Annotated in this window: 15 protein-coding genes; 5 read left to right on the top strand and 10 right to left on the bottom strand. The window is 73.7% G+C overall.

The genetic code is table 11. The features are described 5' to 3' along the window. Positions 1–65 precede the first annotated feature (65 nt). Together uppS and O1R50_RS11125 are read left to right on the top strand one after the other, a co-directional pair. Positions 66–836, top strand: a complete 771-nt coding sequence (gene uppS / locus O1R50_RS11130; RefSeq protein ID WP_270110096.1) for a polyprenyl diphosphate synthase — start codon at positions 66–68, stop codon at positions 834–836. A 91-nt stretch (positions 837–927) separates the two neighbouring features. Further along, the gene (locus tag O1R50_RS11125) at positions 928–1350 is read left to right on the top strand and encodes an ester cyclase (protein WP_270110095.1); all 423 of its coding nucleotides are present in this window, start codon (positions 928–930) and stop codon (positions 1348–1350) included. 94 nt (positions 1351–1444) lie between these two features. Here the strand turns inward: O1R50_RS11125 and O1R50_RS11120 are convergent, their stop codons facing one another. Continuing rightward, positions 1445–1822, bottom strand: coding sequence for a cupin domain-containing protein (locus tag O1R50_RS11120; RefSeq protein ID WP_270110094.1), 378 nt, complete (start codon positions 1820–1822; stop codon positions 1445–1447). 59 nt (positions 1823–1881) lie between these two features. Here O1R50_RS11120 and O1R50_RS11115 point away from each other — a divergent pair, with 59 nt between their 5' ends. Next, on the top strand, positions 1882–2355 hold the full coding sequence (locus tag O1R50_RS11115; protein ID WP_270110093.1) for a MarR family winged helix-turn-helix transcriptional regulator: 474 nt from the start codon (positions 1882–1884) through the stop codon (positions 2353–2355). Positions 2356–2377: 22 nt separating this feature from the next. Here the strand turns inward: O1R50_RS11115 and O1R50_RS11110 are convergent, their stop codons facing one another. The 9 genes from O1R50_RS11110 to O1R50_RS11070 form a co-directional block, all read right to left on the bottom strand. Next, positions 2378–3583 carry a hypothetical protein gene (locus O1R50_RS11110; protein WP_270110092.1) on the bottom strand — a complete coding sequence of 402 codons (1206 nt, stop codon included), beginning with the start codon at positions 3581–3583 and terminating at the stop codon, positions 2378–2380. A gap of 115 nt (positions 3584–3698) precedes the next feature. Continuing rightward, positions 3699–6353 (bottom strand): IucA/IucC family protein, encoded by a 2655-nt coding sequence (locus O1R50_RS11105; RefSeq protein ID WP_270110091.1) that lies wholly within the window; start codon positions 6351–6353, stop codon positions 3699–3701. Continuing rightward, positions 6350–7900: an IucA/IucC family protein gene (locus O1R50_RS11100; protein WP_270110090.1), complete on the bottom strand. Its 1551-nt coding sequence runs from the start codon at positions 7898–7900 to the stop codon at positions 6350–6352. The genes O1R50_RS11105 and O1R50_RS11100 overlap by 4 nt, the downstream gene beginning before the upstream one ends. A gap of 123 nt (positions 7901–8023) precedes the next feature. Continuing rightward, on the bottom strand, positions 8024–9286 hold the full coding sequence (locus O1R50_RS11095; protein ID WP_270110089.1) for a J domain-containing protein: 1263 nt from the start codon (positions 9284–9286) through the stop codon (positions 8024–8026). A gap of 156 nt (positions 9287–9442) precedes the next feature. Continuing rightward, the gene (locus tag O1R50_RS11090; RefSeq protein ID WP_270110088.1) at positions 9443–10948 is read right to left on the bottom strand and encodes a molybdopterin-dependent oxidoreductase; all 1506 of its coding nucleotides are present in this window, start codon (positions 10946–10948) and stop codon (positions 9443–9445) included. A 163-nt stretch (positions 10949–11111) separates the two neighbouring features. Continuing rightward, on the bottom strand, positions 11112–11618 hold the full coding sequence (locus O1R50_RS11085; protein WP_270110087.1) for a hypothetical protein: 507 nt from the start codon (positions 11616–11618) through the stop codon (positions 11112–11114). After that, the gene (locus O1R50_RS11080; RefSeq protein WP_270110086.1) at positions 11618–13534 is read right to left on the bottom strand and encodes a dynamin family protein; all 1917 of its coding nucleotides are present in this window, start codon (positions 13532–13534) and stop codon (positions 11618–11620) included. The genes O1R50_RS11085 and O1R50_RS11080 overlap by 1 nt, the downstream gene beginning before the upstream one ends. Further along, entirely contained in the window at positions 13531–14109 is a 579-nt protein-coding gene (locus O1R50_RS11075; protein ID WP_270110085.1) for a nucleotide exchange factor GrpE, read from the bottom strand. Before O1R50_RS11075 ends, O1R50_RS11080 begins: the two co-directional genes overlap by 4 nt. 53 nt (positions 14110–14162) lie before the next feature. Beyond that, positions 14163–15653, bottom strand: coding sequence for a dynamin family protein (locus O1R50_RS11070; protein WP_270110084.1), 1491 nt, complete (start codon positions 15651–15653; stop codon positions 14163–14165). 177 nt (positions 15654–15830) lie between these two features. Between O1R50_RS11070 and O1R50_RS11065 the strand changes: the two genes are divergently transcribed. Together O1R50_RS11065 and O1R50_RS11060 are read left to right on the top strand one after the other, a co-directional pair. Then, a complete protein-coding gene (locus O1R50_RS11065; protein ID WP_270110083.1) occupies positions 15831–18263 on the top strand; it encodes a LuxR C-terminal-related transcriptional regulator in 2433 nt (810 codons plus the stop codon). Next, positions 18263–18775 (top strand): LuxR family transcriptional regulator, encoded by a 513-nt coding sequence (locus tag O1R50_RS11060; protein WP_270110173.1) that lies wholly within the window; start codon positions 18263–18265, stop codon positions 18773–18775. The genes O1R50_RS11065 and O1R50_RS11060 overlap by 1 nt, the downstream gene beginning before the upstream one ends. The last annotated feature ends 180 nt before the right edge of the window (positions 18776–18955 follow it).

The following is an 18955-nucleotide window of genomic DNA, read 5'->3' as shown; positions in this document are numbered from 1 at the left end:
CCCCCCCGGGGGGGGGGCGCGGGGCGGGCCCCCCCCCGCACCCTCCACCCGCTAGGCTGTTCGGCATGCGCGCACCTCGAATCCTGTACCGCTGGTATGCGAGGCGCTTGCGCCGCAACCTGAACCGTGAGCTCCTGCCCCGGCATGTCGCCGTCGCCATGGACGGGAACCGGCGCTGGGCCCGGCAGCAGGGCTTCGACGACCCCGGCATCGGCCACCGCTACGGCGCCGAGCACCTCGACGACCTCCTCGACTGGTGCGCGGCGATCGGCATCGCCCACGTCACCGTCTACGTCGCCCCCACCGACAACCTCCGCAAACGCGACAGCGGCGAGGTCGCCCACCTCATGGCCATGATCGAGGAGATCGTCGCCGAACGCCTCCTGCGCCCCGGCAACCAGTGGCGCCTCCACATCGCCGGGCATCTCGACGACCTGCCCGACTCCACCGCCCACGCCCTCAAGACCGCATGCGAGGCCACCGCCGACCGCACCTGCGGCCACCTCACGGTAGCCATCGGCTACAACGGACAGGACGAGATCGTCGACGCCGTCCGCTCCCTGCTCGATGCCGAAGCGGCCCAAGGCACCACGATCGCCGAACTCGCCGCGCGCCTCACCGCCGCCGACATCGGTGCGCACCGGTACACACCGGACCTGCCCGAAGCCGACCTCATCATCCGCACCAGCGGCGAGCGGCGCCTCTCGAGCTTCCTGCTGTGGCAGTCCGCGAGCGCCGAACTCTCCTTCTGCGACGTCTACTGGCCCGGCTTCCGGCAGATCGACTTCCTTCGAGCGCTCCGCGACTTCGCGAAGCGCCGCGCAAGCCGCGCATAGTACCTGATCAGGGCCGTGAGTTGAGATTTTCCGGAAGGACCCACCGACTCGCGAGTAGCGAAGAATACTCATGGTCGAGGAGGTGAGGGCCATGGGCCAAGCGAGAGACGTGTTGGACAAACTCACCGATACGGCAGTCGAGATGCACGATGTCGACAAGGCGGTCAGCCTGTACGCCGACAACGCCGTGGTGATGACGCCCGATGCGGGGCCGGTCAAGGGGCGCATGAAGATCGCCGAGTACTGGCACCAGTTCATCGACGGTTTTCCCGACAGCCACTACGAGTCGATCGCCAAACTCGAATCCAACGGCAGGGCGGTCGACGAGGGGTACTTCATCGGCACCCATACCGGGGAGCTGACGATGCCGTCAGGCGAGACGCTGCCGGCGACCGGCAAGAAGGTCAAACTCCGCTCGTGCGACATCGCGACGGTGGAGAACGGCAAGATCACCGAGCACCACCTGTACTTCGACGAATCGGAGTTCATGCGCCAGCTGGGGCTGTCGAACTGACGCCACAGGCGCATGCGCACGCCAGAGCGGCCCCGGCCGGGACCTCGCGTCCCGGCCGGGGCCGCTCGATGTCCGGGACCGGCGCCGCCACGGCTCAGGCCGTCCAGGGCGGGGTCATCTTCGCGTCTTCCTTGCCGGGCATGTAGGCCCGCATCCCGGCCGGGCCGGTGCAGATCGCGGTGAAGCCGTCGGGCCCCGGGGCGAACTGGCGTGCCGCGTCGGCGGCGATCACGATCGTGTCGCCCGCCGCCAGATCGGCGTAGGCGCCGTCGACCGTGACGGCGACGTCGCCGGTGAGGACCACCCAGACCTGCTCGGCGTCGATGTGGTGCACGGGACCGGCGGTCTCGGCGGCGGCCTCGACCTTCCACAGCGGCGCGGCGGCGCCGCCGAGGTCGGGGGAGGCGAAGGTGGTCATGACCGCCGCGGGAGTCTCGGAGCGGCGGGATTCGGTGCTGCGGACGATACGCAAGGGGGCGTCTCCTAAGATGGACAACATGGTTACCCATATAGTAAACCAGGTTGTCGATCATGGTTGAGCCGACCCCCGGCTACGAACTCCCGCTGCAGCTCTTCGCCGCGTTCCGCGCCATCATCGACGCCGCCCACGCCGACCTCGCCCGCCACGGCCACCCCGACGTCAAACCCATGCACGGCTTCGTCTTCCAGGCCATCGGCACAAGCGGCACGACCGCCGTCGAACTCGGCAAGCGCCTCGGCATCAGCAAGCAGGCCGCCGGCAAGACCATCGCCGGCCTCGAGCAGCAGGGCTACGTCGAGCGCGCCGCCGACCCGGGCGACGCCCGCCGCAAACTCGTGCGCCTCACCGCCAAAGGCGTCGACATGCTCGCCGTCTCCGCCCGCAGCTTCGACGCGATCCAAGCCCGATGGGCCCAGACCATCGGCCCCGAACGCCTCGCCGCCCTCCAAGCCGACCTGCGCACCCTCGCCCCCGGCGAGGTCTTCCGGCTCGACATTCCCGGCTGGTTCGGCGCCGACCGCTGAACCGCCCCGCGCGGTGCAGCGCTCAGCGCACCCGGTCCCCGTGCATGGCGATGAAACGGTTCGCCGCCACGACGAGCGGCTCGTGGTCGGCCGCCGCATGCCTCGTCCGCAGCCGCTCGCGCAGCTCCGCGAGCGCGGCCGCGAGGTCCTGGAGGATCGGGCCCTGCTTGCCGGTCGCCGTCAGCGCCATGAGCATCGCCAGCCACGCCGGGCCGTGATCGCGGAAGTTCAAATGCAGGTTCCGCTCGCCGACCCGGTCGGCCGCGGTCAGCAGATAATGGACCTCGGTGGCGATGCGCCACGCCAGGTTCGGATGGGTCGGCGCCAGCCCCTCCACCGCCGGCTCGACGGTGTGGAGCGCGACGGCCGCGAGCCCCGGATCGCACCGTGCGCTCACCGTCACCGGCGCACCGCGCCCGGCAGGATCCGGGCACAACCGCTCGATCAGGCCCGGATCGAAGAACGCGCCCATGCGCATCGCCGTCTCCAACGCCGCCCGCAACGTCAACGGGATCGGCGCCGACGGCGGCGAGACCCCCGGGAAATGCCGCGTGAGCAGATCGGCCGCGCCCCGCGCATGCCCCGCACGGCCCGCACCCGCATGCAGCGCGGCCGCCAGGCGCAGACTGTCGCGCAGCAACCCGGCGGTGCCGTCCAGCCCGATGCCGTCGGCACCGAACCCGCCAGGGGCGGCCTCGCGGGCCGCGATGAGCATCCGGGCCGCCTGATCCGCCGCGCCGACCGCCAGATCCGGGTCCGCCGCGCGGGCGTACACCCGCGCCGCCCGCGCGATAGCGTCCGCCAGCGTCGTGAAACCCGGACTCGACGGATCCGCCGGATCCACCTCCTCGAGCAGCCCCAGAGCCGCGTCCGCCTCCGTCGCCGCCGTCAGCAGCCGCCCCGCACCGACCGCGGCCTCGGCCAGATCCAGGCGCGCCGCCGCCCACTCCACCGGCCCCGCTTGCAGACTCGCCGTGATCGCGACCCGCTCCCGCTGCGCCGCATACGCCTCGCCGACCTCGCCGACGGCCGCGTGCGACGCCGCCAGATCCGCCAGGAGCTCCGCGAAGTCGCTCCGCGTGGCCCGATCCTCCGGGTGGACCGCGAGGCAGCCGCGGAACTCGCCCTCGGCATGGGCGTAGACGGCAAGGGCGCCTTGATGGTTGCCCGCGGCCGCCAACTTCGCGGCATCGCGGTGCGTCCGTCGGGCATGGCGCCGATTGGGCATGCGGACTCCTCAATGAGGGATCGAGGCTGTGCGCGCGCCGCGGAAGGCACTGGGCGGCGCGTCGGCTTCGGGCCCTTCATCGTAGACGCACCGCACCGGCGCGCGGATCCGCCGATCAGCCGATGACGACCTGCTCCGGGCCCGGATGCCCCAGGAACCGGTCATGCGAGATCTCCCACCCGTACGCACCGGCATTGGCGAACACCAGCCGATCCCCGACGGCAAGCGACGACACGCGCTGGCCGCCGTGCAGCACGTCCCGCGGCGTGCACAGCTCCCCGCACACCCGCACCTCCACGTCCGACCACACCTCGCCCCGGCGCGGCCCCGGCACCACCGCGAACGGATGCGAGTACCCCCACGCCGCCGGCAGCCGGAAATGGTGCGTCCCCCCGCGCACCACCGCGAACGCCTGGCCCCCAACGGTCTTCAGATCCAACACCTCGGCCACGTACCAGCCCGCCGGTGCCGCCGCATACCGGCCCGGCTCGAACACCAGCTCCGCCCCGCCCGCATCGAGACCCCGCAGGCCCGCCGCCAGCGCGGCCACGTCGATCCGCGCCCCGCGCGGATCGGACCCGAGCCCGCCGCCCACGTTCACGTACCGCAGCGCGAACCGCCCCCGCGCCGCCGCATGCGACCACCCGAGCGAGTCGCGCACATGATGCGCGTACGCCTCGGCCTCAAGGCAGTTCGAGACCGCGTGCAGATGGAACCCGACCAGGTCCAGGCCCAGACCCAGGGCCCGGTCGATCGCCGCCGGGACCTGCGCCTCGTCGATGCCGAACGGGGTCGGCACGCCCGTCATCTGATGCGTCCCCGGCAGGGCCCGGCCCCGGTTGACGCGCAACGCGACCGGACCGGTGAACCCGGCCGCCGCCAGCCCGTCGAGCTCGCGCACGCTCTCGGCGTGCATCCACAGCGGCACGCCGCACGCCGCCGCCGCGGCCAGATCGTCCGGGGTCTTCGCCGGACCCGAGAACGCCAGCCGCGCCGCCCCCGCCGCCTGCGCCGCGGCCAGTTCGCCGCCGGAGGCGCACTCGACGCCGTGCGCGGCCCGCACGGCCGCGGCCAGCACCGCCGGGTTCGCGCACGCCTTCATCGCGTACAGCACCGTGTGCCCGCTGAGGTGCTCTCGCAGGGATTCCAGGAACGCGGTGACCCCGGCGGGGTCGTAGATCCAGGCGCTGGCGGGGGATCGCAGTGCGCGGACGTGCCGGTCGAGGGTGGGGTGCTGGTGCACGCGGGCGTTCGCGAGCGGGTTGTCCACGAGGGTCTCGATCTCCTCGCCTGGGTGCAGGCGCATGGTCAGCAGCGCTTTCGTGGGCTGCTCGGATGCGAGGTAAGCGGCGCGTTCGGCCTGGGAGAGGCGATCGCCGAGCTCGTCGGCCAGGTCCGCCCAGAACGCCGCCCCGTCCAGTCCCAGGTCGCGTTCGAGGACGGCGACCAGGGCCGCGAAGTGGTTCTGGAACAACGTGTAGGCGACTTTCGCCCGCACTTGGTCCATGCTCGTCGCGTTCACCGGGCTGCCTTGCGGCAGTTCGAGTTCCCACGGGAGGGTCGGCAGGTGGATGCGGGCGCCGCCGAGGTCGCGGGAGACGGGGAAGACCGGTTCGGGGCCGCGCATCGCGACGATGCTGTTCTGCAGGTGCGCCTCCAGACCGATGCCGCCTTCGGCGAGGCGCAGGACGGGACCGGCGAACAGCTTGGCGTAGCGGTGGATCCACGCGTCGGGGTCGCCGGACCAGCGCGCGTATTCGGCGGCGAGGCTCAGGCCCGTCACCGGTGAGGTCGCGGTGAGGGCCGTCGCCGGGACGTAGACGGTCCCCTTCGGCTCGTAGCGGGCGAGCGGCGCCCGGGCGAGTGCGGTGAGGTCGCGCGAACCGGGCAGCCACGCCCCCGAGACGTCCATGGCGATGCGGTGCTGCGACTCGGTCCCGTTGTCGCCGACGCGGTGGATGTGGCCGATGAGCGCGGACAGGCGCGGGCCCAGCAGCGCGGTCGCGGGGGAGATGTCGCGCCGCGTCGAGGTGATGTGGATGCCCAAGGCCAGCTTGAAGAACCCGGGCGCGTCGTGTCCGGCGAGGGTGCGGATCGCCGCGGTCGGCCAGGCCGGGATCGACTCGTCCATGACCTTCAAGCGCCCGGAGTCGAACAGGTCCCGGTGGCCCGGCAGGATCCGGTGCTCCAGCTGCCACGGGTGCACCGGGAGCACCGGGTCGGGCAGGTCGAGGCCGCGCAGCATCGGTTGGTCGCGGAAGTCCTCGCCGGAGTATTCAAGGACCCCGGCGCGGTCGGCGACGAGCCGGACCCGGATCGGCCGGGTCGCCTCCAGGTCGTACCGCTCCCGGTCGGCCCGGTCCCAGCCGAGGCGGGTGCGCGCGCACGGATGCAGCTGATGCCCTTCGGTGGCGAGGGTCTCGAGCAGCCGCCCGACGGTGTGGACGTCGCGCCCGCACGAGGCGACGAGCTCGGCGAGACTCCCGGCCCCGGCCCGCGCCGCCAGAGCGGCGAGGTGGCGGCCGCGCCGCTCCGCACGGGTCCGCGCGTGCTCCAAGCCTTCGCGTGCGGAGTGGAGCTCGGCGGCGAGGTGCTCGGGCACGGCCCCGCCGAGGATCGCCTCGAGGGTCTTGACCGGGTCCTCATCGGGCCCGTCGACGTCGAGCTGGTTGAAGGCCCGCTCACGCGCGCCCTCAGGCAGGGGCCGGTCGCGGAAGCCGCCCAGGTTCTCGCGCCAGGCGGCCGCTTTGATCTGGGAGGCGAGGTTCACACCGCCGCCAGAGGGTTCTCGATCGGCACCCAGATGTCGTCAGTGGGCCGCTCGGCCAGACGCATCGCGGTGGTGGCCTTCATAGTCCACGACTCGGTCCGCATCGCCTGTGCGGCCTTGCCGCCGATGTCGGCTAGAGCGCGGTCGACGGTGCGCCACCACCGTCCCGGATCGGTGCCGGTCCAGGTCGCGAGCGCATCCACGAGCGCGGTCAGCGTGGTCGGGAAGAGCGCGGCGGTGAGTTTGCGCAGCCGCTCGTCGGCATCGTCGGTCTGCAGGTCGCCTTGGAGCACGGGCCAGCCGGTCCTGGGGACGCGGACACCCCCGTAGTCGCGGTACACCAGCGAGGTCGGACGGTCGCCGGTGAAGGACGCGAGGGCGTTCTGCCCGTGCGCCTCGAGCGCGACACCGGTCGCCTCGAACAGCCGCACCGGCGCGAGCGCCACCGCCACGAGAGCGTCCCACCAGGCTTCGAGGTCGTCCCCGGCGAGCGCGGCCGCGATCGGCCGACCGGTGGCCGGGTCGGGTTCGGCCAGGGCCGCGAGCGGGACCGCGCGCGGGTGTCCGGACAGGTGCGGGGCAGGGCGGACGATCGCGGCCAGCTGCGGCAGCGGCTCGCCTTCCGGACCGCGGGCGATGGCCGCACGTTCTTTCAGCAACGTGATGCCCTGCGCGGCGGCCGGATCGACCAGATACCGCGACAGCATCGGGCCGTTGTGCACCGACGCCGGGGAGACGTGCCGGACCGCCGAGGTCAACTGCAGGTCCACGGCGGTCTTGATGTGGAGGTCGCCTGCTGAGACCGTGCGCAGGCTCATCAGCGGCGCCGCATCCGAGACGGTCCGCGACACCGCAGTCAGGCCGTAGCGCGCCGCCTGCCACGGGTGGACCGGCAGCTGCTCCGTCCGACCGCAGATGCTCAACCAGATCGGCGGCTCGTCGAGCCCTTCGAACCGGTAGAGCCGCAAGTCGAACCGCGGCCGATGCTCGGGCGCGTAGGCGCGGATCTCGTCATCGGTCAGCTCGCCGCGCGAACGCGCGAGCGGATGCGTCGGATGCCCCAGCAGGACCGCCTGCTCGAACCACACCGACGGGTCCGGGTGCGCCGCGCTGGCAGCCGCCCAGAGGTCGGCGGGGTGGGGTTGCGCCGCTTGCAGGGCGAGGGCGGTGCCGCGCACGGCCGCGGCGATCTCGGCGGTGAACCGTGCGGAGTGCGGTGAACCGGCGCTGAGGGACGCGGCGAGTTCGGCGGCGCTCGTCCCGGCCGCCTCGCCCGGCAGGGGCTCGCGGGCGGCGGCGGCACGGAGGCGGTCGGCGACGATCGCGTCAGCGCGCGCGACAAGGGCTGGCGCAACGCTGTCGGTGGCCGAGGCCCCAGGGCGCTTGGCGACGATCGCGTCAGAGTGTCGAGCGAGCGACCGGTCCGCGTCTCCGGCGGCCAGCGGCATAGGCCCGCTGGCGTCAGCGCCGGGTCGGCTGGCGCTCCCGGCGCTGGCCGCGCCCGTGCTTCCGGCGGCGTCCTCGGCGGCTCGGTCGGTGGCGTTCACAGCCTGCACTGTACTGGCGGAACCCGTCCGTGTGGAGGGTGCGATTGCTCACGGAGCGTGCGGTTACGCTGCGGCGGAGCGGATCTGCGGTGCGGCAGCGGACAAGGACTGAGGCAGCTGAACTCAGGTGCGCACGACCGGGGTCCGGTCCCCGGTGCGCGGGGCCGGCACCGCCGCGAGGCGCATCCGCAGCGCCTGGAGCACCGGCAGGTCGTAGACCATGCCGCCCGCTGCGAGCCACAGGCCGATATCGCTGGCGGCCTGGCCGACCGCGACGTCGTGGACGGCGGCGGCCTCGCCCGCGCGGGCGGTCTCGGGCAGAGTCGGCCACAGCACCCAGCCCTGCACGTTCGCGTCCGGCAGCGCCGCGTCGAGGGCCTTGACGGCCTCGGCGAGGTTCACGGAGTCCACATCGGCGCTGTCGCGCCCGACCGGCGCGCACAGCAGCGCGATCCGGTCGCCGCAGACGATCGCATGCGGCACGCGCGTCTCCAGGTCCACCGGCAGTGCCACGAACAGCCGCGCCGCGGGCAGGTTCGTGAGCACTTCGCGCAGGAGCTTGCCCGTGGACCGGTCCGCCTTCGGGCGGGTTCCCGCGGGCCCGAACGCGTTGAACTGGCGCAGGGCCCCGCCGACGGAGCGGCGCAGCGCCAGCGTGTACCGCAGGCGCTTCACCGTCCACGCCAGGGCGGTGCCGGTGAGCACGTAGACGCCCAGTGCCCAGCCCCACGGCGTCGAGAGGCCGGCGAGCCAGACGACGGCGGTGGCGAACAGGAACGCGATGATGAGCCGCCCGGTGGGCGGGTTCGGCGCGGTGTCGGGGCGGCGCCTGAGGGCGCGGCTGGTCTGGACGAGCACGATGATGGCGACGGCGATCGTGACCGGGATGGCCAGGGCCAGGAACAGCCAGCCGTCGGCGGCGAGCGCCTGCCCGAGGTAGCCGAGCCCGCAGAAGACCCAGACGGCGCCGACCGCGGCCATGTATGCGGCCGCGGCCCAGGCCGAGGGCCGGTGCACGGGCCGGGTGAGGCGCAGCCTGGCGTGCCAGGGGACGGCGACGAGGGCGCCCTCGGCGGGGAAGCCCTGCGCGGCGGGCTGCGGCGCGGGCGAGACGTTCCAGCCGCGGACTTTGCGGTGCGAGGGTTTCGCGGCGGCCTTGCCGTAGCGGCGGGCGGCGCGGCGGCCGAAGCGCAGCAGGTCGTATTCGCGGCGCAGCCCAGGGTGGGAGAGGGTCTCCCAGGCGCCTTGGACGAGGTGGAACTCGTCCTCGTCGCCGCCGCGGTCGGGGTGGGTCTCGCGCAGCCGGCGGCGATAGGCCGCTTGTATGTCGGCTTTCGGGGCCTGCGGGCTGACCCCGAGGACGCGGTAGTGGTCTGGTTCGTTCACCACGCGGCTCCCGGTCGGTCGTGCGGGGACGGGCCGGTGCCCGTGAGGGGAGTCGGGCGTCGGTCTCGACGGTAATGGAGTCAATCTACCGCCGCATTGCCGCTTCGGGTGTCGCCAGGTCCGACATTTTCATACGGATGCGTCTCATTCGGTGCTTCACGAGACGGTGACGGTGACACTGTGGAGCCCGGTGGCGCCGTCGGGTACGACCCCTTGCACCTCGCTGGTCTGCGGAATCCCTTCACCGTCGGTGGCGCGGACGGTGAGCGTGTGCTCACCGGGCTCGGCCTCCCATTCCACGAGCCATTGCCGCCACGTGTCCCCGGTGGCGACATCGGACAGTGCGCACTCGCGCCAGTCGCCATTGTCGACTCGCAGTTCCACGGCCGAGATCCCGCGGTGCTGCGCCCACGCGACCCCTGCGACGACCACCGTGCCCGAGTCGGCCTTCGAACGGGGCGTGTCGATCCGCGACTGGGTCTTGATGGGCCGCGGGGTCGACCAGCCGCGGGTGATCCAGTACGCGTCGTAGGCGTCGAACGTGGTCAGTTCGAGCTCGGTGACCCACTTCGTGGCCGACACGTACCCGTACAGGCCGGGGATGACGAGGCGGGCGGGCCAGCCGTGGTCGACCGGCAGCGGGGCGCCGTTCATGCCGAGGGCGATCATGGCGTCGCGGCCGTCGAAGACGAGGTCGGTGGGGGACCCGGCGGTCCAGCCGTCGGAGGAGCGGGACACGAGCTGGTCGGCGGCCGGGTCCACCCCGGCCTCGGCGAGGAGTTCGGCGAGCGAGACCCCCAGCCAGCGGGCGTTGCCGACGAGTTCGCCGCCGACCTGGTTCGACACGCAGCACAAGGTGATGTCGCGTTCGATCAGCTCGCGGCCGAGGAGCTCCTCCATCGTGTACGTGCGTTCGCGGTCGACCATGCCGTGGACGCGCAGCGACCAGTCGTCGACGTCGATACGCGGGACGGTGATGGCGGTGTCGATGCGGTAGAAGTCGCGGTTCGGCGTCCAGTACGAGGACAGGCCCGCCTGCTCGAAGTCGGCGCCGGGGCCCGGTTCGACCGCGGGGACGTCGGGTTCGGGGAGGACGAGCGCGTCGCGGTCGGCTTCGATCGCGGCCGGTCCGAGCCTGGAGGCCCACCAGGATCCGGCGACCGCGGCCGCGCCGAGCGCGGCGGTGAGGCCGAGGAACCCGCGGCGGCCCGTCACGGTCCGTTTGCGGCCCTGCACGTCCCACCAGGTCAACGCCAGCGCGGCGAGACCGGCGGCGAGGATCGAGGGGATGGCGGCGGCGGCGCCGAGTCCGGGACGCGAGACCGCCGCGGCCGCGCCGATCACGCCCAGCGCCGCGAAGACGGCCAGGCCGACCTGCGGGGAGCGCCGCCACGCCAGGCCCGCGACCGCTCCGGCGACGGCGACGCCGATGGCGAGGCCGGCGATGAGCAGCGGCTTGTCCGCGGTGCCGACCAGGTCGATGAACCAGTGCGACACCTCGAGGGGGACGACGGCGATCACGGCGTCGGCGAGGACCGACAGCGGCGCGGAGCGGGGCGCGGCGAAGGCCGCGGCGAGATGCCCGACGGCGAGGCCGGCGAGGGCCGCGACCGATCCGGCGAGGGCCCAGGCGCGGGCGCTGGCGGGGTGCGTGGTGTTCACCCCTCCATCATCGCGCTTCCCGCGCCGAACCGTCGGCGACCGTGCTTACGATCCGCTAAACAACCGCGCGAACGGCCCGCTCGGCCCCTCGGGCAAGCGTCATCCGCGAACGTGCTCCGGGGCGGTGCCGGGTCGGCGGCTGCCGGGCGCGCCGACGCCGGTGCTAGCCCTGCCAGAACCGGGCGAGCGCGGAAGCGGCGGGGTCGTCGACGTCGGCGATCGCGTACTCGGAGGCGTCGACCGAGGAGCCGGAGTTCACCCACGGCTCGGCCTCGGCCGAGCCGAGCACGTCAAGGTCGACCCAGGGGTAGCCGTCGACCGGTTCGGGGACGTCGAGGTCCAGTTCGGGCGGGAAGTTCGGCGGGTTGTCGGCCTCGTCGACGAGGAGATCCTCGTACGTGGCGGCGTAGGCGGTCTCGTCGCCCGCGGGGGCCTCGTCCTCGACCGCGTCGTCGTCGAATTCGGCGTCGACGGTGAAGTCCTCCTCGAGCGCTTCGTCGCCGTCGAAGTCGGTCTCGGCTCCGTCGAACGCGAATCCTTCGAGGTCGTCGTCGCCGGGAACCTCGCCGTCGTCGAACTCGTCCAATGCGGGGGCGTCCGCGTCGTCATCGAGGTCGCCGGTGTCGAAGTCCGCGTTGCCTTCGGGCTCGAAGGCGTCGAACTCATCCATCACGCATCCTCCTCGCCTGGGACGAGGGTGCGGGCCTTTGCCAGCACCTCGTCGAGCTGTTTGACCTTGGCGGCCATGGAGTCGCGGCGCTGCTTGAGCGCCGCCTGCTTCTTCGCCCTGGCGGCCTGGTCGGCCTTCTGGGCGTTCTCGGCGGCGGAGATCCGCGCGTCGAACTCGGCGGCGCGGCGCTCCAGGGCGTCGTCCAGCGTGGAGTTGAACACGAACTCGACCTCGGTGAAGCGGAAGCTGATCTCCTCGTTGAGGTTCGCCCGGGCTTCGGCGATGACCCGCTGGACCCACTGCTTCGCGGCGGCGCGGTTGCCTTGGATTTTGCGGCGGTACAGCAGGAACGCGGCGGCGGCGAGGCCGATGCCGACACCGGAGGCGGTCAGGGCGATGGCCCCGACCCCGGCGACCGCGCCGAGGCCGATCGCACCGGCGCCCATGGTGACCGCGCGTCCGGCCATCATCGCCACACCTGCCGAGGACGCCACGAGCAGCGCGCCGTCGGAGTTGTCGCCGCGCCGGGCCCGCCCGGAGGCGGCCGTGCGCAGGCCCGCGGAGATCGAGTTGGTGGCCTGGCGCAGCTCGTCGTCGTTGAACACCTGCCGCAGCACGCGTTCGGCCAGGAGCACGAACCGCTGGTGCAGCTCGCCCGAGAGGCGCGCGGCGATGCCCTGCAGGGCGATGTCGACCCGGTTCGGCAGCGATTCGAGCGCGGCCTTGTTGGCCTTCTCGACCTCGTCGAGCAGCGCCTCCTCGAGCTCCTGCAAGTGGGTGCGCAGGCGGCCCTGGACTTCGATCTTGGCCCGCTGCGTCTCCACCCGGAGGGCGAGGTTCGCCTTCTTCGTCTCGGTGCGCCGCAAGGCGAGGGCCTGCTTCTTCTCCTCCTTGAGCCGGTTGGCGGCCTCAGGGTCGGGGTCGTAGGCCTTCATGTCGGCGGCGGCGGAGACGGCGAGCCGCTGGAACTCGGTGCGCACCGCGCGGACCACGTTCGCCGCGACCAGCGCCTTCCCGGCGGTGGCGACCTTGACGAGGGCCCGCTGCATCTTCCCGATCCCCGACTCCTTCGCGAGGGCCTGGCGGGTGGGGCCCTGCGAGTTGAGGGCGTGCTCGGCGAGCATCGCCGACACCGGGTAGTGCGGGGCGTTGCGGAAGCGCGGCGCGTGCGCCTCGATCAGCGAGCGGTTCTCCTCCATGACCGTGCGCCACCCCGGGTAGGTGTCGGTCTTGGTCAGGGCGAACACGACGAAGTTGACGCGCTTGGACGCCTCGGTGAGGAAGTCCAGTTCGGTCTTCGCCATCGGCGAGGACGCGTCGGTGACCATGATCAGGCACGTGGCGCGCGCGACCGCTTCGAGCGCGATCTGCGCGTGGTCGGGGTCGAGCCCGCCCGTCCCGGGCGTGTCCACGACGGACATGTGCTTGAGCAGCGCCGAGGGGTGGCCCACGAGCATCCGCCTGGGCGGCACCATGCCCGGGGGCATCGTCCCCAGCCGGGTCGCCCAGTTGCGCAGGTCGCCCACGCCCAGGAGCATCGGGTCGGCCGCGCCGGGCTGCCAGGCGCGCACCGACGCCTGCTCGGCCCAGGCGAACTCGAGGTACGCCGTGGTCGCCACCTGGGCGTCCACCGGCGACAGTCCGGGCATGCCGAGGAGGGCGTTCACGAGCGAGGACTTGCCGCGCTTCGTCTCGCCGACCACGACGGCGACGGGCTTGTCGGGCTGCCAGCGCGAGACCTCGTCGACTTCGGCGGCGGCCTTCGCGTCGACGGTGCGCAGGGAGGCGTTGCCCGCCTTGGCGGCGCGGGCGCACAGCTTGTGGATCTGCTGGGCCGGGTTCGGCTTCGCGGGCGTCGCGGCCTTCTTCACCGTGGCCGGCTTCGCGGCCGGGGGCGGGGTGGCGGTGTCGGTCATGCCCGCACCTGGCCCCGGTAGACGGTGACGATGGGGTGGCGCAGGAGGCGGCCGCGGTCGGTGTAGCCGATCTGCTCGGTGCGGGCGATGATGCCGTCCTCAGCGGGGGACCCGGCGGCGATGGTGGATCCGGCCTCGTGCACGGCCGGGTCGAACCGCTGCCCGGTCGCATCGACCTGGGCGACGCCGACGCGGGCGAACGCGCCGTCGAGGTGCTGCGCGAGCGCGGGGGAGGTGGCGCGGTCGCGCATCCAGATGCACGCCTCGACGAGGGCGTTGCGGTCGGACATGGCCTGCGCGGCACGGGCCGGCTCCTGCAGCTGCTGCACCGGGATCGGCCCCGACGGCCCAGGGGAGAAGGGCACACCGGAGACCGGCGGCGCCGCCTGCGGTGCCGGCGCGGGCGCGATCGACCGTCCGGTGAGGACGGCGACCACGGCGGTGACGAGGACCGACCCGGCCGCGACGGCCAAAGTCACCGGATCGAACCCGCCGGTGAGGAACACCGCGCCCAGGGCGGCGGCGGCGAGGCCCACGAGGGCTCCCACCAGCGGTCCGCCGAGTCGATTCGTCACAATGCTCTCCTTCGGTCGTGCAGGCGTCCCACTGCGGGGCCGGGTTCTAGGGCTCATCCGAGCCGCTGGGCGAGTAGATGGAAACCACGATGCACCACGTTCGCCACCCGCGCCTGCGCCGGTGTGGCGCCGCCGTTGGCGAAGGCCCGCCAGCGCGCGGCGGCTTCGATGGCGGCGCGGCGCAGCTGGGGGCGGGCTTCGCCGGGGAGGCCGAGAACGACGCCGGCGTCGTCGGTCAAAGCGAGGCGCGCGACTTCGGCTTCCATGGCTTCGGGCAGGGCGACCTGCCCGGTGGTGACTTGCGCGGCGGCCTCCAGGAGCGGCAGCCGGTGGTATTCGGGGCGGGCGACGATCGATTCGACCGCGCCCCTCAAGAGGTCGCGGTCGGCGGCGGGCCCGGAGGCGGCGGCCGCGTCCAGGCGCCCGAGCGCCCAGCCCGCCTTGATGACATCGGCCCGCACCCCGAAGATCTGGTGCAGGGTCGTGCGCAGCCGCGGGAACCCGGAGGCGGCGAACAGCAGCCGCACGAGCTCACCGGTGGCCAGGTGCGGATTCGCGCCGAGGTGCGCGATCGCGAAGTGGATGCCGTACAAGTCCAGGCGCTCGAGCAGGCGCTGACGCTGGTGCTTGTCGACGGGCCCCTCAGTGGACAGGAACAGGCCGGCGGAGGCGAGCATGAGCGCCCGCTTGTCCTCGTCGAGTCCCGCGAGGGTCCGCAGCGCTTCGCAGTCGGCGGCGGTCAGCAGGCCCGCTTCGGCGGTCTCGGCCAGCAGCCCCACGACGGGGACGACATCGCACACCGAGCGGCGCAGCACCGCGGCCTGGTCGCCGGCGATGGGGCCCGCGACGGGCCACGGGTCCTGGCCGGGCCCGGGCGCGAGCTTGTCGGCCTTGTTGTACAGCCCCAGGGCGTTCATCGGCGAGGACGCCAGCTGCTGCGAGGCCTTCGCGAACGCCTCCAACGCCTCGACGTCGTCGGCGCGGACCTGCTGGGTGAACACGTAGATGATCGCCTCGGCCGATTCGACGGCCGCGCGCGAGTCGTCGTCGACGTCGTCGGCGATGGGCGCGGCGAACAGCATCTCGCGCGCCGCATCGGAGATGTCGGTGTTGACCGACTGCAGACCGGGCGTGTCGACGACGGTCAAGTCCCGCAACCGGTCCGAGGACAGCTGCACGTCGATCATCGCGGCCTCGTCGGCCGGGATCGGCAGCGTGGTGGGGATCATCCCGTTGGCGTCCAACGGGACCGCGTGCTTCGTGCCGTTGCGGGCGATCACGTCGACCCGGTCGGCCGGGCCGTACCGGAACTGGGTCACCACGCGCGTGCACTCACCGGCCGCCGTCGGCGCGACCCTGCGCCCGATCAAAGCGTTGACCAGCGTGGACTTCCCCGCTTTCAACCGCCCCGCCACCGCGACGCGCAACGGCTGCCCGAGCCTGGAGGCCACCTCCTCGACCACGGGGCGAGACGCGCTGCTGACCTTGCCGGCCAGCTCTTCGCACATGCCCGCCACACTCGTGGTGAGTTGCCCTGCCACCATGCTCCCGCGTCCGCCCTCTCGTCGTTCTCTCGGCACCTGGGCGCCGACGCCGGTCTGCGGCATCGAAGGTTCCGCAATATCATGAGAGGCGTCGGCGTTCCGTCGACAAGACGACGATACAAACCGCAGCCGCCCGGCCGCCTCCCCCATTCGTGCCACAGCGTTAGGAGCCCCCTTTTGGCCGCCCCGCCGCCCACCCCCGGTCTGGCCCGACCACGCGTCGACTCCGCGCCCGCCGACCCCGGCCAGGGCGACCGCGATCAAGCGCTCCACGCCATGGCCGAAGCGCTGGCCGGACCCGGCCTGGTGGTCGTTACCGGCCCTCCCGGCTGCGGGCGCACGCGCCTGCTCGAGCGGCTCGCGCAGGCCTCCAAACGCCCGGTCCACGCCGGCGGCGGCCTCGCGATGCTCTCCGGCGCCCCCGCGCTGGCCCTGGAGCGGGCGACGCGGGCGCGGATGCCCGCCGACGACCTGCCGCTGCTGGCCGAGGCGGTCTACTCCCGCACTCGCGGTGGCCTTCTCGTCATCGACGATCTGCAGTGGTGCGACGCCGCGACCCTCGCCGTCCTCCCGATCCTCGCCGAGCGCCTCCCGGTCGCCGCGGCCCTGCGCACCCCCAACCGGCTGAGCGAGACCGCGCTGGCCCGGCTCCTGGGATCCGCCACCGTCATCCCGGTCCCGGACCTGACCGACGCCGAAGCGGCCCGGCTCGTCGCCGAGGCCGCGCCCGCGCTGCCGCCCTCGCGCGCTGCCGCCCTCACCGTCCGAGCCGGCGGCAACCCCCTCGCCCTCACCGCGCTCGCCAAGCGCGCCGCGAACCTCGAATCGCCCGGCGAGGACCTGGACCTGGAGACCCCCGGCGACCCCGCCGCCGCGGCGGCCGCCGCGATCGCCGACCTGCCGCGCTCGGGCCGCACCGCGCTCGCCGCGCTCGGCCTCCTGGGCCGGCCGGCGCACCCGAGCCTCCTCGGCGACGGCGCCGCCGTCCTCCAGGACGCCGGCCTGACCGTCCCCGACGGCGCCCACCTGCGGGCCGCCAGCCCGTGGATGGCCGAGGTCGCCGCGGGCATCCTCGACCACGACGCCCGCCTGTCCATGCACGAGCGCCTCGCCGACGCCACTGTCGGCGTCGAATCCGCCCGCCACGCCCACGCCGCGGGCCTGGCCGACCGCGCCCTCGCCACCGCCCTCGACGCGGCCCAGTCCGCGGGCCCGCAGGCCCGCGCCGAAGCGCTCCTCCTCGCCGCCGACCTCGATGCGTCCCACGCCGTGCCCGCCGCCCGCGCCGCGCTCGCGGCCGGACGCACCCGCGCCGCGCTCGCCGTCCTCGACCGCGCCCCCGACGACCCCGAGGCCGCCCTGGCGCGCGCGTGGGCGCTCCTGGCGCTCGGCGAAACCGCGCAGTCCCGCGCCGCCCTCGAAAGCGCACCCGAAGGGCCCGAAGCCGACCAGCTCCGCCTCCTCACCGCCCCACCCTCTGAAAAGGACGACTTGATCGCGTCGCTGCGGGAGGCCCACCCCGACCTGACCCACCCGGGCCTGGCCGCCGCGCTCGCCGGGGACGACCCCGACGCGCTCGCGTTCGCCGAGGCGCTGGCGCGCGACGCGGGGGATGCGACCACCGCGTTCTGGTGCGCGTGGTCGCGGGTGATCGCCCTCGCCGACGCCGCGCGGCTCGTCGAGGCCGAAGCGGTCGCGCACGAGGCTGCCGACCGGGCCGGGGCCGCGGGCGCCTACTCGTGGCAGACGCGGTTCCTCGCCGCCGCCGCGTGGTGCCTGGTCCTCTCCGGCACGGGCCTGGACAACGTCATCGCCGCCGCCCAGTCGCTCGCCGACCACGCGCTCCCGGCGGTCGCGGACACGCTCATCGACGCCTCGATCGCCCTCGCCGAGGCCGACACAGGCGCGCTAGGGGCCGCGCGGGCCCGCCTGGCGCGGTTGAAGGACGCCCCTGCCGCGCTCGAAGGGCTCGTCGCGTGGCTCGACCACGAGACGGCCTGGCTCGACGGCCAGCCCGGACCCGAAGCGCCCGAATCCCGGCCGGGCCTGGTCGGCGGGCTCGCGCACATCACCGGCCGGTGGATCGCCTACGACACCGGGACCGAGCCGGTCGCCGCCGAGCAGTCCCCGTGGCCGGTACCGGTCGCTTCGACGCTCTCGGCGTGGGACAAGGCCGCGCCGGGCCCGTTCGCGCAGGCGGCGACCGCCTGGGACGGCCTGGCCGCCCGCGAGCAGGTCCGCTGCCTCCTCGCGCTCGCCGCGCACGCGGGCGACGCGCAGGCCGCCGTCGCGGCCCTGGAAGCGGCCGAGCGGATCGCCGACGAGCACGGCCTGATCGTCCTGGCCGGCAGGGCCCGCCGGGGCCTGCGCAAGCACGACGTGCGCCGCGACCGCCGGTCGGCGCGCGGCGGCGGGGGACTGACCGACCGCGAGAGCGAAGTGCTGCGGCACGTCGCCTCCGGGCATCCGTCGCGGCGGATCGCTGAGATCCTCGGCATCACCGCCGAGACCGTGGAGACCCACATCCGTTCGGGGATGCGCAAACTCGGCGCGAAGACCCGCACCGAGGCCGCGGTGCTGCTGACGGCCGCCGAGAGCGGTGAGGCGTGATGGTCGAGCAGGTGCCGCTGCACGTGGTCGGCGCGTCCGGCGACGCGGACGCGATCGTGCGCCGCTGCGCCGCCGCCGGTTGGGCGGCGCACCGCGGGTTCGCGCTGCTCGAGCCGGCCTGGGACCTGGCCGAGCGGCACCTGGTGTGCCACGGGCAGGTCAACGACGACCACACGGCCTCGCAGGCGGTCCTCGCGGCCGCGCGCGGGGCCGGGATCGTCGCGGTCGCGACCGGCGCGCTCGCACTGAGCCTCGCCGCGGACCTGCGCCGGGTCGGGCCTCTCGGGTTGACCCCGGGCAAGGCCGAAGCCGCCGACGGCCTCGACCTCGACGCCGAGCAGCGGGCCCTGCTGGGACGCCTCGCGGCGGGCTCCACGATCGCCGCCGCCGCCGAAGCCGAATTCGTGTCCCTGCGCACCGCCAACCGCCGCATCGCCGCGGCCCGCCAATCCCTGGGCGTCAAGACCACCCGCGAAGCGGTCATGATCTACATCAAGCACGCCCGAGACTGACCCGCCACGCACCCAAATCAAGCCAGCGACCTGCTCGAACGACCGATGCCAGAACCGTGTGGCAGTGGTCCGTTCCGGACCGCCACAGCCCGCCATCCCCAGCCACCCCCACGGGCGAGCGGCTCCCCGCACACAGCCGGGCCCGGTGCGATACCGCACCGGGCCCGTCGGCTTCCCTTG

This window comes from Glycomyces luteolus, assembly GCF_027622875.1.
Taxonomy (GTDB): domain Bacteria; phylum Actinomycetota; class Actinomycetes; order Mycobacteriales; family Micromonosporaceae; genus Glycomyces; species Glycomyces luteolus.
The sequence above is the reverse complement of the archived record's forward strand: the minus strand, read 5'-3'. Positions and strand labels throughout refer to the sequence as shown.